The sequence below is a fragment of the Dickeya oryzae genome (assembly GCF_020406815.2).
GTDB classification, from domain to species: domain Bacteria; phylum Pseudomonadota; class Gammaproteobacteria; order Enterobacterales; family Enterobacteriaceae; genus Dickeya; species Dickeya oryzae.
In genome coordinates this window covers 4686339-4700500 of record NZ_CP162670.1, presented here as the reverse complement: position 1 = coordinate 4700500, position 14162 = coordinate 4686339, and the positions used below count along the sequence as shown (strand labels likewise).

Here is a 14162-nt window from a genome sequence, read left to right as displayed (position 1 = left end):
TTGGCGACAATGAAAGACGTGGCCCGTCTGGCTGGGGTATCCACATCAACGGTTTCTCATGTCATCAACGATAACCGCTATGTCAGCGATGCCATTCGCGACCGGGTAATGAAAGCGGTGGAACAACTGAACTACGCGCCGTCCGCGCTGGCGCGTAGTCTCAAAATCAACCAGACCCGTACCATTGGTATGTTGCTGACGGCAAGTAGTAACCCGTTTTATGCTGAAGTCGTGCGTGGTGTGGAACGTTGTTGTTACGAACGAGGCTACAGCCTGATTCTTTGCAACACCGAAGGCGATCACCACCGTCTGAGCCGCAGTCTGGAGACGTTGCTGCAAAAGCGGGTGGATGGGCTGTTGCTGATGTGCACTGAGAGCCATCTGCCTTCACCGGATATTATTCGTCGCTATCCTTCTATTCCTGTGGTGATGATGGACTGGGCACCGTTTGAAGGCAGCAGCGATATCATCAAAGATAATTCGCTGCAAGGCGGCGAAATAGCGACTCACTACCTGATTTCTCAGGGCTATCGCAAAATTGCCTGTATTGCAGGTCCGCAAGATAAAACCACCGCACACAATCGTCTGGAAGGTTATCGTAAAGCGATGCACCAGTCGGGCTTGTCGATTCCTGCAGGTTATGAAGTGATCGGGGACTTTGAGTTTGAAGCTGGTTTTCGCGCCATGCAGCAGTTACTGGCGCTACCGGAGCGCCCTGATGCTGTCTTTACCAGTAATGATGCGATGGCGGTAGGCGTTTATCGTGCCTTATATGAGGCAGGGCTATCCATTCCTGACGATATGGCCGTGGTGGGTTACGACGATATTGAATTGGCTCGTTATCTATCGCCGCCCTTGACGACGATACATCAGCCTAAAGGTGAGCTTGGTGAACTTGCCATTGATACGCTTCTCCACCGGTTGGAGCACCCGGATGCAGAACATAATGTATTGGTACTGACTCCCGAGTTAATCGTTCGTAGTTCTGTCGGTAAAATCCACGCCTGATTGACCGTTCTCCTTTCTTTCTGGCGTTTATGCCGCAGAACAGCGGCATATTGGCTAATTCCCACTCGCTTTGCCTGAAAACCATCCAGTTGATAATTATTTTGTATTTATCGCTTGTCAGGCCGGAATAACTCCCTATAATGCGCCTCCACTGACACGGCAACAGCGGCAACGCAGCGCGGTGTCAGGAAGTGGAAACGAAAATAATCGTTGACACTTCATGAGGAAAGCGTAGTATACGCCACCTCGCGACAGCAGGCTCAGGCCGGTCGCACTGCTCTTTAACAATCAATCAGACAATCTGTGTGGGCACTCGCAGGACACTTCACTAAAAAATTAGTGAAAGTCTTGAAGAGTGACAACAGTTAATTCATTACGAATAAACAGTAAATTCTTTGAGCACCGTTTTCTTCGGAAAACACATCAAACTTTAAATTGAAGAGTTTGATCATGGCTCAGATTGAACGCTGGCGGCAGGCCTAACACATGCAAGTCGGGCGGTAGCACAAAGGAGCTTGCTCCTTGGGTGACGAGCGGCGGACGGGTGAGTAATGTCTGGGAAACTGCCTGATGGAGGGGGATAACTACTGGAAACGGTAGCTAATACCGCATAACGTCGCAAGACCAAAGAGGGGGACCTTAGGGCCTCTTGCCATCGGATGTGCCCAGATGGGATTAGCTAGTAGGTGAGGTAAAGGCTCACCTAGGCGACGATCCCTAGCTGGTCTGAGAGGATGACCAGCCACACTGGAACTGAGACACGGTCCAGACTCCTACGGGAGGCAGCAGTGGGGAATATTGCACAATGGGCGCAAGCCTGATGCAGCCATGCCGCGTGTGTGAAGAAGGCCTTCGGGTTGTAAAGCACTTTCAGCGGGGAGGAAGGGAGCAGACTTAATACGTCTGTTCATTGACGTTACCCGCAGAAGAAGCACCGGCTAACTCCGTGCCAGCAGCCGCGGTAATACGGAGGGTGCAAGCGTTAATCGGAATGACTGGGCGTAAAGCGCACGCAGGCGGTCTGTTAAGTTGGATGTGAAATCCCCGGGCTTAACCTGGGAACTGCATTCAAAACTGACAGGCTAGAGTCTCGTAGAGGGGGGTAGAATTCCAGGTGTAGCGGTGAAATGCGTAGAGATCTGGAGGAATACCGGTGGCGAAGGCGGCCCCCTGGACGAAGACTGACGCTCAGGTGCGAAAGCGTGGGGAGCAAACAGGATTAGATACCCTGGTAGTCCACGCTGTAAACGATGTCGATTTGGAGGTTGTGGTCTTGAACCGTGGCTTCCGGAGCTAACGCGTTAAATCGACCGCCTGGGGAGTACGGCCGCAAGGTTAAAACTCAAATGAATTGACGGGGGCCCGCACAAGCGGTGGAGCATGTGGTTTAATTCGATGCAACGCGAAGAACCTTACCTACTCTTGACATCCAGCGAACCTTGTAGAGATACGAGGGTGCCTTCGGGAGCGCTGAGACAGGTGCTGCATGGCTGTCGTCAGCTCGTGTTGTGAAATGTTGGGTTAAGTCCCGCAACGAGCGCAACCCTTATCCTTTGTTGCCAGCACTTCGGGTGGGAACTCAAGGGAGACTGCCGGTGATAAACCGGAGGAAGGTGGGGATGACGTCAAGTCATCATGGCCCTTACGAGTAGGGCTACACACGTGCTACAATGGCGTATACAAAGAGAAGCGACCTCGCGAGAGCAAGCGGACCTCATAAAGTACGTCGTAGTCCGGATTGGAGTCTGCAACTCGACTCCATGAAGTCGGAATCGCTAGTAATCGTAGATCAGAATGCTACGGTGAATACGTTCCCGGGCCTTGTACACACCGCCCGTCACACCATGGGAGTGGGTTGCAAAAGAAGTAGGTAGCTTAACCTTCGGGAGGGCGCTTACCACTTTGTGATTCATGACTGGGGTGAAGTCGTAACAAGGTAACCGTAGGGGAACCTGCGGTTGGATCACCTCCTTACCGAGTAGAAGTGCCTGCGTGGTGTCCACACAGATTGTCTGATGATAAGAAAGAGTCAAAAGCGTCTTGCGAAGCTGACAAGTGATGTCCCCTTCGTCTAGAGGCCCAGGACACCGCCCTTTCACGGCGGTAACAGGGGTTCGAATCCCCTAGGGGACGCCAGTATGACTGACAGTGGGTGAAAGGCACGGTCAACGCTAACCTAAAACTGATTAGAGATAGTCAGGTTTATGTTATCTGCTCTTTAACAATCCGGAACAAGCTGAAAAATTGAAACGACAGCATGTGAGTGAGAATTCATGTGTTGTTCGAGTCTCTCAAAATACTCATATCCCGAGACACTTTCGGGTTGTGAGGTTAAGCGACTAAGCGTACACGGTGGATGCCTAGGCAGTCAGAGGCGATGAAGGGCGTGCTAATCTGCGAAAAGCGTCGGCAAGGTGATATGAACCGTTATACCCGACGATACCCGAATGGGGAAACCCAGTGTGACTCGTCACACTATCATTAACTGAATCCATAGGTTAATGAGGCGAACCGGGGGAACTGAAACATCTCAGTACCCCGAGGAAAAGAAATCAACCGAGATTCCCCCAGTAGCGGCGAGCGAACGGGGAGGAGCCCAGAACCTGAATCGGCTTGTGTGTCAGTGGAAGCGTCTGGAAAGGCGCACGATACAGGGTGACAGTCCCGTACACGAAGATGCACAGGTTGTGAGTTCGATGAGTAGGGCGGGACACGTGGTATCCTGTCTGAACATGGGGGGACCATCCTCCAAGGCTAAATACTCCTGACTGACCGATAGTGAACCAGTACCGTGAGGGAAAGGCGAAAAGAACCCCGGCGAGGGGAGTGAAATAGAACCTGAAACCGTGTACGTACAAGCAGTGGGAGCACCTTTAGGGTGTGACTGCGTACCTTTTGTATAATGGGTCAGCGACTTATATTCTGTAGCAAGGTTAACCGAATAGGGGAGCCGCAGGGAAACCGAGTCTTAACTGGGCGTCTAGTTGCAGGGTATAGACCCGAAACCCGGTGATCTAGCCATGGGCAGGTTGAAGGTTGGGTAACACTAACTGGAGGACCGAACCGACTAATGTTGAAAAATTAGCGGATGACTTGTGGCTGGGGGTGAAAGGCCAATCAAACCGGGAGATAGCTGGTTCTCCCCGAAAGCTATTTAGGTAGCGCCTCGTGAATTCATCTTCGGGGGTAGAGCACTGTTTCGGCTAGGGGGCCATCCCGGCTTACCAACCCGATGCAAACTGCGAATACCGAAGAATGTTATCACGGGAGACACACGGCGGGTGCTAACGTCCGTCGTGAAGAGGGAAACAACCCAGACCGCCAGCTAAGGTCCCAAAGTCATGGTTAAGTGGGAAACGATGTGGGAAGGCCCAGACAGCCAGGATGTTGGCTTAGAAGCAGCCATCATTTAAAGAAAGCGTAATAGCTCACTGGTCGAGTCGGCCTGCGCGGAAGATGTAACGGGGCTAAAACCATGCACCGAAGCTGCGGCAGCGACACTTAGGTGTTGTTGGGTAGGGGAGCGTTCTGTAAGCCTGTGAAGGTGGCCTGTGAGGGCTGCTGGAGGTATCAGAAGTGCGAATGCTGACATAAGTAACGATAATGCGGGTGAAAAACCCGCACGCCGGAAGACCAAGGGTTCCTGTCCAACGTTAATCGGGGCAGGGTGAGTCGACCCCTAAGGCGAGGCTGAAAAGCGTAGTCGATGGGAAACAGGTTAATATTCCTGTACTTGGTGTTACTGCGAAGGGGGGACGGAGAAGGCTATGTCATCCGGGCGACGGTTGTCCCGGTTTAAGCGTGCAGGTGGGTGGACCAGGTAAATCCGGTCTGCTGTTAACACTGAGGCGTGATGACGAGGCACTACGGTGCTGAAGTGACAGATGCCCGGCTTCCAGGAAAAGCCTCTAAGCATCAGGTAACATTGAATCGTACCCCAAACCGACACAGGTGGTCAGGTAGAGAATACTCAGGCGCTTGAGAGAACTCGGGTGAAGGAACTAGGCAAAATGGTGCCGTAACTTCGGGAGAAGGCACGCTCCTGTTGGTGAAGTCCCTTGCGGATGGAGCTGAGGGGAGTCGCAGATACCAGCTGGCTGCAACTGTTTAATAAAAACACAGCACTGTGCAAACACGAAAGTGGACGTATACGGTGTGACGCCTGCCCGGTGCCGGAAGGTTAATTGATGGGGTTATCCGTAAGGAGAAGCTCTTGATCGAAGCCCCGGTAAACGGCGGCCGTAACTATAACGGTCCTAAGGTAGCGAAATTCCTTGTCGGGTAAGTTCCGACCTGCACGAATGGCGTAATGATGGCCAGGCTGTCTCCACCCGAGACTCAGTGAAATTGAACTCGCTGTGAAGATGCAGTGTACCCGCGGCAAGACGGAAAGACCCCGTGAACCTTTACTATAGCTTGACACTGAACCTTGAGCCTTGATGTGTAGGATAGGTGGGAGGCTTTGAAGTGTGGACGCCAGTCTGCATGGAGCCAACCTTGAAATACCACCCTTTAATGTTTGATGTTCTAACCTGGGCCCGTAATCCGGGCTGGGGACAGTGTCTGGTGGGTAGTTTGACTGGGGCGGTCTCCTCCCAAAGAGTAACGGAGGAGCACGAAGGTTAGCTAATCCTGGTCGGACATCAGGAGGTTAGTGCAAAGGCATAAGCTAGCTTGACTGCGAGAGTGACGGCTCGAGCAGGTGCGAAAGCAGGTCTTAGTGATCCGGTGGTTCTGAATGGAAGGGCCATCGCTCAACGGATAAAAGGTACTCCGGGGATAACAGGCTGATACCGCCCAAGAGTTCATATCGACGGCGGTGTTTGGCACCTCGATGTCGGCTCATCACATCCTGGGGCTGAAGTAGGTCCCAAGGGTATGGCTGTTCGCCATTTAAAGTGGTACGCGAGCTGGGTTTAGAACGTCGTGAGACAGTTCGGTCCCTATCTGCCGTGGGCGTTGGAAGATTGAGGGGGGTTGCTCCTAGTACGAGAGGACCGGAGTGAACGCACCGCTGGTGTTCGGGTTGTCATGCCAATGGCACTGCCCGGTAGCTACGTGCGGAAGAGATAACCGCTGAAAGCATCTAAGCGGGAAACTTGCCCCGAGATGAGTCTTCCCTGGGAACTAGATTCCCCTGAAGGGACGTTCGAGACGAGGACGTTGATAGGCTGGGTGTGTAAGCGTAGCGATACGTTGAGCTAACCAGTACTAATGACCCGAGAGGCTTAACCTTACAACACCGAAGGTGTTTTGGTGAGAGAGACAGAGACGAGATTTTAGCTTGTTCGAGGATTGGATGGCGTGGTGTAGCGATACACGGCGACATGAAGAATCAGGACGTTGAACAGACGTCGAAAGAATTTGCCTGGCGGCGAGAGCGCGGTGGTCCCACCTGACCCCATGCCGAACTCAGAAGTGAAACGCCGTAGCGCCGATGGTAGTGTGGGGTCTCCCCATGCGAGAGTAGGGAACTGCCAGGCATCAAACAGAGAACCCCCGGTTAGCGCCGGGGGTTTTTTTATGCCTGCAACCCGGGCGGCCGTGTTAATCCTCCGGGTAATCATCTCTGCTACTACCTCAATTAGTCAGATACCTTTCTTTTGGCGCAACCAATCCCGGATAAATACTGCTACCTGTGGTGGTTGGTTCAGATCCAGACAAGGCCTGAGAAGCGTTAATGGTACATCGCTGGCGATAGCCAGTGTGTGGTCATCAATCTCCATCACTTCATTATTCTCAGACTTATGGCGGTAAAGCAGGATTTTATCGACAGACTCATGCTTGAAGCCTTCTACCAGAATTAAATCCAGCTTTGAACTATCCATTTTGCTGGCCAGAAAAAACAAGTCGGGTTCCTGTTGTTCTGGTGTCTCAGTCATCAATGCCCAGCGAGTATGACTGGCAACCAGTGTTTGATCGGCACCTGCTTTGCGCAGTTCATAGCTGTCTTTACCTGGTTTATCGATGTCCATATCGTGATGAGTGTGTTTGATGATCCCCACCCGGATCCCCATGGCGTTCAACAGAGGGATCATTTGTTTCAGTAGTGTGGTTTTACCTGTACCGCTGTGAGCGGCAATAGCCAAAAGCGGGACATCAGTCATGTGTATTCCCCTTCCAGTGAGCGAGATCCTCTGGTGTATTGAGATTACGGAATGATAAAGGCTGATCGGCAAAAGAAACGGCTTTTGCCGCGACCTGCTCCAGGAATAACATCAGTTTTCGGTCACCGCGATTCAGATAGCTTTCCAGCTCTCCGGTCAGGGATGTGTGGATCAACAAAAGTGTCGGGTGCTCGCGTTCTCCATCGGTAGCATAGGCGGCACAATCATTGTCACTGGATTGATTGCCACAGGATTGCCGCAGCCGTGAGACTAAATCGCAGGGTAATGCCGGTACATCACAAGGGGCGAATACCACCCATTCTGTGTTGGCGACACTTAGCCCGGTAAAAATGCCAGCCAAAGGGCCGGAAAAATCACGATTAATATCGCCGATCACCGGATAACCGCTTTGCTGATAACAAGCCTGATGACGATTGGCGTTAATGAGCAGAGTATCAACCTGTGGTTTCAGACGAGCCAGAACATGTTGATAGAGCGGCTTACCTTCCAGCTCAATCAATCCCTTATCATTTCCACCCATGCGGGATGATTGACCCCCAGCCAGAATCACACCTGTTATCATCGTATTGGTATCCGTAATGATTTAATGCGTTATTGTCGGAAAACTATGGCGTAAGGCCAAGACCTTTCCCCATACTAGATAAACAATCATCAATATTTGAGGTCATGATAATGAAGTGTCATCGTGTAAATGAATTGATTGAGTTACTGCATCCAGCCTGGCAAAAAGAGCCTGATTTTAATTTGGTGCAATTTTTACAAAAACTTGCACAGGAAGCCGGGTTTGAGGGGGCGCTTAGTGATTTGACTGATGATATCCTTATTTATCATCTTAAGTTACGTGACGCAGATAGCACACAGCCTATCCCTGGCTTGCAGAAGGATTATGAAGAAGATTTCAAAACCGCATTACTGCGTGCCCGCGGCGTTATTAAGGATTAACGGCCAGGATTTGATGCCATGGAGCTATGCTTACCATGCATGATGCCGTATTCAATTTTCATACACTGTCGCCGGATGTCATCATGGACGCACTCTGGTCTGTGGGGATCCGTGTTGACTCCGGCCTGACAGCACTTAACAGCTATGAAAACCGGGTTTACCAGTTTAGCGATGAAGACAGTAAGCGTTATGTAGTGAAGTTTTATCGACCGCAACGTTGGGATGCTGCCCAGATTAATGAAGAGCATCGTTTTGCGGCCGAGTTGTCTGATGATGAAGTGCCGGTGGTTGCCCCGCTGGCCTTACAGGGCAATACGCTGCATGTGCATGATGGTTTCTGGTTTGCCGTGTTCCCAAGCGTTGGTGGGCGTCAGTATGAAATGGACAATGATAACCAGTTGGAGGAAGTCGGGCGCTATCTGGGCCGAATCCATCAGACTGGTAGTCGAAATCTGTTCTCAACGCGTCCTACTATCGGGGTGCAGGAATACCTTGATGACCCTCTGCTCACATTAACGGACAGCGCTCTGATCGCTGATGCGCAGAAAGCGCTCTTTCTGGCCGCGACAACCCGGCTTATCGAGGAAGTGAAATTACACTGGCATACCCACTGGCAAGCCAGACGCCTGCATGGTGACTGCCATCCTGGGAATATTCTTTGGCGCGATGGTCCATTGTTTGTCGATCTGGATGATGCGCGTAATGGCCCGGCTGTTCAGGATCTGTGGATGTTGCTGCATGGTGAGCGTCAGGAGCAGCGTATTCAATTGGATATTTTGCTGGATGCCTACAGCGAATTTGCTTCGTTTGATGAGTCAGAATTGGCGCTGATTGAGCCGCTACGTGCCATGCGAATGGTCCATTATCTGGCCTGGGTGACCCGCCGCTGGCATGACCCGGCTTTTCCCCGTAGTTTTCCGTGGATGCAAGACGCTGATTTTTGGGCAAAGCAGACCGCTATTTTTACTGAACAGGTCAGGCTGTTGCAGGAACCACCGTTGCAGCTGGCACCGATGTACTGACAATTATGGAGATAACCTTGATATGAAGAAAATATGGCTTGCGCTGGTTGGTGTGGTGTTGGCGTTCAGTGCGTCAGCTGCTGATTTTTCCGATGGTAAACAGTTCACTACCCTGGATAAACCGGTTCCCCAATCCCCTCAGGTGCTGGAATTCTTCTCATTCTACTGCCCACACTGCTACCAGTTTGCTCAGGTTTACCACATTCCTGAGGCTATCCAGAAAGCTTTACCAACCGACGCTAAGTTGACCAAGTATCATGTCGACTTCCTGGGCCCATTGGGTAAAGAGTTGACCCAGGCGTGGGCGGTTGCGATTGCGCTGGGTGTGGAAGACAAAGTCAGCCCGTTGATGTTTGATGCTGTCCAGAAAACTCAGACGGTAAAAACGACAGAAGATATTCGTCAGGTCTTTGTGGCTGCAGGTGTAAAAGCTGAAGACTATGACAGTGCGTTGAATAGCTTCGTGGTGAAATCATTGGTCGCACAACAGGAAAAAGCGGCTGCCGATTTGCAACTGCGTGGCGTACCGGCGGTATTTGTTAGCGGTAAATACATGGTGAAAAGCGACGGGCTTGATACCAGTTCTATGGACAGCTATGTCAAACAGTATGCTGATGTAGTGAAATTCCTGCTCTCTCAGAAATAAGCTTTCCGCTTTATCCATACGCCATATGCCTTAACGCATATGGCGTTTTTATTTCCGTCTACTGCTAACGTCTGGACATTTCTGCTTACTGCCGGGCTTGGTGGTTTCATATCTATCCACATTAATAACAACGTTTTGATATAACTACAATGTCAATGATTTTTTATTAACGTATTGATTGATAATGGAATACATATAACAAACAATTCTGGTGATATCACTGTTAATTATCTTTCAATTTCTATGCACAAAGTTATCCACAGAATTTTTGCGAGACGTTGTGCAAAAAGCGTAATGAACGATCGTTAGTATTCGTCTCTGACTGCCAGCTATGGCATCCTTACCCCCATGGCAGAAAATAACGATCACGAAAAATCATGGTTCAAATAGCAGAAAACCCTCTCATTCTGGTTGACGGTTCATCGTACCTTTACCGCGCTTACCACGCCTTCCCTCCCTTGACTAACGCTGCTGGCGAGCCGACCGGGGCGATGTACGGGGTGCTCAATATGCTGCGTAGTTTGTTGCAGCAGTATCATCCCAGCCATGTGGCGGTGGTGTTTGATGCGAAGGGGAGGACATTTCGTGATGACTTGTTTGAACACTACAAATCTCATCGCCCGCCGATGCCGGATGATCTGCGTGCGCAGATTGAACCATTACATCGTATGGTGAAAGCGATGGGGTTGCCGCTGCTTTCTGTTTCCGGTGTTGAGGCTGACGATGTGATTGGGACACTGGCACAGCAGGCGGAGCGTGCCGGTAAACCTGTGTTGATCAGCACTGGCGATAAAGATATGGCCCAACTGGTGACGCCGCAGATAACCCTGATCAACACCATGAATAACACTATTCTGGGGCCGGATGAGGTGTGTGCCAAATATGGTATTCCTCCCTCTCTGATTATCGATTTTCTGGCGCTGATGGGGGATTCCTCCGACAATATTCCCGGCGTGCCTGGTGTGGGTGAGAAAACTGCTCAGGCATTACTGCAAGGTGTGGGGGGGCTGGATGCGCTCTATGGCAATCTGGATAAGATTGCTGGCCTGACCTTCCGTGGTGCTAAAACCATGGCTGCGAAACTTGAGCAGCATAAAGACGTGGCTTACCTTTCTTACCAGCTGGCGACGATTAAAACCGATGTCGAGTTGGAGCTCGGTTGCGAAAAACTGACGGTGAATGAGCCGGATGCAACGGAACTGCGTGAGTTATTCGCCCGTTATGAATTCAAACGCTGGCTGGCAGATGTGGAAGATGGCAAATGGTTGCAGGGCGGTAAAAAGAGTCCGGCTGCGGTACCGTTTGTGAAACCAGACACTGAAGATGCACCTAAAGAGGCGTCCAGCGTATTGTCTCAGGATGGTTATGTGACCATTCTGGATGAGTCATCCTTGCAGGACTGGATTGCCAGAATTAAAGCTGCTGGTCTGTTTTCGTTTGATACCGAAACCGATGGCCTCGATACGCTAACGGCTAATCTGGTAGGTATCTCTCTGGCTATCAAACCCGGTGAAGCCGCTTACCTGCCATTAGGCCATGATTACCTCGATGCGCCGACACAGTTGGATAGAGATACCGTGTTAGCGCGATTAAAGCCACTGCTGGAAAATGAAGCCATCGGTAAGATCGGGCAAAACCTGAAGTTCGATAAAGGCGTGATGGCTCGTTACGGTATTGATCTGCGCGGGATTGTGTTTGATACCATGCTGGAATCCTACGTGCTTGATAGTGTGGCGGGTCGGCACGATATGGATAGCCTGTCAGAGCGCTATCTGCAGCATAAGACCATCACCTTTGAAGAGATTGCTGGTAAGGGCAAGAATCAGTTAACTTTTAATCAGATCCCACTGGAGCCGGCGGCGGTTTATGCTGCGGAAGATGCTGACGTGACGTTGCGTTTGCATGAAACGTTATGGGCGAAGCTGGAACCGCAACAGGATCTGTGCAAGGTATTCAAGAATATCGATATGCCGCTGGTGCCAGTGTTGTCTCGTATGGAACGCACTGGTGTGCTGATCGATACCACGATTCTGGCCGAACACTCGCAGGAGCTAACGCAACGTCTGGCGGAACTGGAAGTTCAGGCCCATGAGCTGGCGGGTGAGGCTTTCAATTTGGCTTCGCCTAAACAGTTAGGCGCCATTCTGTACGAAAAGATGCAGTTGCCGGTTATTAAGAAAACGCCGAAAGGCGCGCCTTCGACCAATGAAGAAGTGCTGGCTGAGCTGGCGCTGGATCATCCGCTACCGAAGTTAATTTTAGAACATCGTGAGTTGGCTAAACTGAAATCGACTTACACGGATAAGTTGCCGCAGATGATTAACCCGTTGACTAAACGGGTGCATACCTCCTATCACCAGGCGGTAACGGCTACGGGGCGTCTGTCCTCCAGTGATCCTAACTTGCAAAACATTCCCGTGCGTAATGAAGAAGGGCGCCGTATTCGTCAGGCGTTCATTGCTCCGCAAGGATACCAAATTCTGGCGGCTGACTACTCGCAGATAGAGTTACGCATTATGGCGCATCTATCGCGGGATGCCGGATTACTGAAGGCGTTTTCCGAAGGTCTGGATATTCACCGTGCTACCGCTGCCGAAGTATTCGGTTTGCCGCTTGATAAAGTGACGACGGAACAGCGCCGCAGTGCCAAAGCCATCAACTTTGGCCTGATTTACGGTATGAGTGCTTTTGGTTTGTCCCGCCAGTTGGGCATTGCGCGTAATGAAGCGCAGAAATACATGAATCTCTATTTTGAGCGCTATCCAGGGGTACAGGAATACATGGAGCGCACTCGCCAGCAGGCGGCAGAGCAAGGGTATGTCTCCACGCTGGATGGCCGACGTCTCTACCTGCCGGATATTCACTCCCGTAATGCCATGAGCCGTAAAGCCGCAGAGCGGGCTGCTATCAACGCACCGATGCAGGGAACCGCCGCAGACATCATTAAAAAAGCGATGATTGCCATTGATGACTGGTTACAGCAGGAAAAACCATTGGCAACGATGCTGATGCAGGTACACGATGAATTGGTGTTTGAAGTGCACCACTCTGTACTGGATGAGGTCAGTGCGAAGATTCGTAACCTGATGGAAGGCTGCATGCAGTTGGATGTGCCATTACAGGTGGATATCGGTACCGGTAGTAACTGGGATCAGGCCCATTAATGTCTTCGGTGAAAAAATGGGTCTGACGCATTCGTGATTTATCGGGCGTTTAGCTGTAAATGCCGACAGAAATCGCGCTTTCCTTTCTCTGTTAGTTTTTTCGGCTGGGGTATGGGTGATTCTGTAATTAAGCTACATGATTGTGTGACCTGGTTTGGGTTTGTTTAATTCATCGCCATTTTTTATGAAATTAAACAACAAAAAATGCTTTTTTCCAGAAAAGAAATGGAGTAGAGTTAAACACGTAGGGTACAGAGGTAAGATGTTCTATCTTTCAGACCTTTTACTTCACGTAATCGGATTTGGCTGAATGTTAGCCGCCCTGGTCAGGTTTCTGACCGGGGCGTTTTTTATTGTTCTGATAATAAATTTTCGGGATAACCAACGCTTATGCTACCGGCAAAAAAATTTGCCGGTAGTGGTGTGGACAAGGATGGCATTTCAGAAATGCTCGCCCATTCTTGATGGAGACGTTACTGCTCAGACTCGGCAAGAGAGGACTCATCGGCGGGGGGTAATGTGCTGAACCAGTTATCTAATTTCTGACGTAATTTATCTACACCGGTTTTTTTCAGCGAAGAAAACGTCTCAACCTGAATATCTCCCATAAAGGGCAACACGGCTTCCCGCACCATGTTTAGCTGGGATTTCTGGGCTCCCTGAGCCAGTTTGTCTGCTTTAGTCAGTAACACCAGTACCGGCAACCCGACATCAACAGCCCATTCCAACATCTGCTGGTCCAGATCTTTGAGCGGATGACGGATATCCATTAATACCACCAGCCCTTTCAGACAGTTACGCTTTTGCAGATACTCGCCAAGCGCTCTCTGCCATTTGCGTTTCATTTCTTCTGGTACTTCGGCATAGCCGTAACCAGGCAAGTCGACCAGACGTACTCCCTCAGCGACTTCAAACAGGTTGATGAGCTGGGTACGACCAGGCGTTTTACTGATACGGGCCAGGCTCTTTTGGTTGGTCAGCGTGTTGAGGGCGCTGGATTTTCCCGCATTGGAGCGGCCGGCAAACGCGACTTCAATACCGCTGTCGGCAGGAAGATGACGAATGTCCGGCGCGCTGGTGACAAAATGGGTCACATGATAGTTGTATTGCTGGGTCACAGTGTGCTTCTCTGTCTGGATCACGGTTTTATATAGCTGATTATACCTGTAACGGATGAGAAAGGCGGCGTTTATCTGTTTTGTACGGGGTGTTAGCGCGGTAACAGACTGAAAAAATAAAACTGGTACAGAGC

The 14162-nt window shown here is 50.7% G+C and carries 8 protein-coding genes, 1 tRNA gene and 3 rRNA genes; 9 read left to right on the top strand and 3 right to left on the bottom strand.

The window, feature by feature from the left end; genetic code table 11:
- The 5 genes from rbsR to rrf all read left to right on the top strand — a co-directional run bounded on the left by rbsR (position 1) and on the right by rrf (position 6491).
- Positions 1 to 1008 carry a ribose operon transcriptional repressor RbsR gene (gene rbsR, locus LF929_RS20710; protein ID WP_226092767.1) on the top strand — a complete coding sequence of 336 codons (1008 nt, stop codon included), beginning with the start codon at positions 1 to 3 and terminating at the stop codon, positions 1006 to 1008.
- 432 nt (positions 1009 to 1440) lie between these two features.
- Positions 1441 to 2982: ribosomal RNA gene (locus LF929_RS20705) — 16S ribosomal RNA — on the top strand.
- 86 nt (positions 2983 to 3068) lie between these two features.
- Positions 3069 to 3144 (top strand) — tRNA-Glu (locus tag LF929_RS20700).
- 193 nt (positions 3145 to 3337) lie between these two features.
- Positions 3338 to 6244, top strand: a 23S ribosomal RNA gene (locus tag LF929_RS20695).
- A gap of 131 nt (positions 6245 to 6375) precedes the next feature.
- Positions 6376 to 6491: ribosomal RNA gene (gene rrf, locus LF929_RS20690) — 5S ribosomal RNA — on the top strand.
- The 16S, 23S and 5S rRNA genes sit together here with 1 tRNA gene alongside, the layout of an rRNA operon.
- Before the next feature lie 105 nt (positions 6492 to 6596).
- Here rrf and mobB read toward each other — a convergent pair.
- Together mobB and mobA are read right to left on the bottom strand one after the other, a co-directional pair.
- Entirely contained in the window at positions 6597 to 7115 is a 519-nt protein-coding gene (gene mobB / locus LF929_RS20685) for a molybdopterin-guanine dinucleotide biosynthesis protein MobB (RefSeq protein ID WP_226092835.1), read from the bottom strand.
- Positions 7108 to 7698: a molybdenum cofactor guanylyltransferase MobA gene (gene mobA, locus LF929_RS20680; protein WP_038909381.1), complete on the bottom strand. Its 591-nt coding sequence runs from the start codon at positions 7696 to 7698 to the stop codon at positions 7108 to 7110. Before mobA ends, mobB begins: the two co-directional genes overlap by 8 nt.
- A 110-nt stretch (positions 7699 to 7808) precedes the next feature.
- Between mobA and LF929_RS20675 the strand changes: the two genes are divergently transcribed.
- From LF929_RS20675 to polA, 4 genes are all read left to right on the top strand, one after another.
- Complete coding sequence (locus tag LF929_RS20675; RefSeq protein ID WP_038909380.1) at positions 7809 to 8078, top strand: YihD family protein; 270 nt, start codon at positions 7809 to 7811, stop codon at positions 8076 to 8078.
- A gap of 35 nt (positions 8079 to 8113) precedes the next feature.
- Entirely contained in the window at positions 8114 to 9100 is a 987-nt protein-coding gene (locus LF929_RS20670) for a serine/threonine protein kinase (protein WP_038906499.1), read from the top strand.
- A 22-nt stretch (positions 9101 to 9122) separates the two neighbouring features.
- On the top strand, positions 9123 to 9746 hold the full coding sequence (gene dsbA, locus LF929_RS20665; RefSeq protein ID WP_038906087.1) for a thiol:disulfide interchange protein DsbA: 624 nt from the start codon (positions 9123 to 9125) through the stop codon (positions 9744 to 9746).
- A gap of 377 nt (positions 9747 to 10123) precedes the next feature.
- The gene (gene polA / locus LF929_RS20660) at positions 10124 to 12910 is read left to right on the top strand and encodes a DNA polymerase I (RefSeq protein WP_226092836.1); all 2787 of its coding nucleotides are present in this window, start codon (positions 10124 to 10126) and stop codon (positions 12908 to 12910) included.
- A 473-nt stretch (positions 12911 to 13383) separates the two neighbouring features.
- Here polA and yihA read toward each other — a convergent pair whose 3' ends face one another.
- Positions 13384 to 14028, bottom strand: coding sequence for a ribosome biogenesis GTP-binding protein YihA/YsxC (gene yihA, locus LF929_RS20655; RefSeq protein ID WP_038906085.1), 645 nt, complete (start codon positions 14026 to 14028; stop codon positions 13384 to 13386).
- Positions 14029 to 14162: the final 134 nt, after the last annotated feature.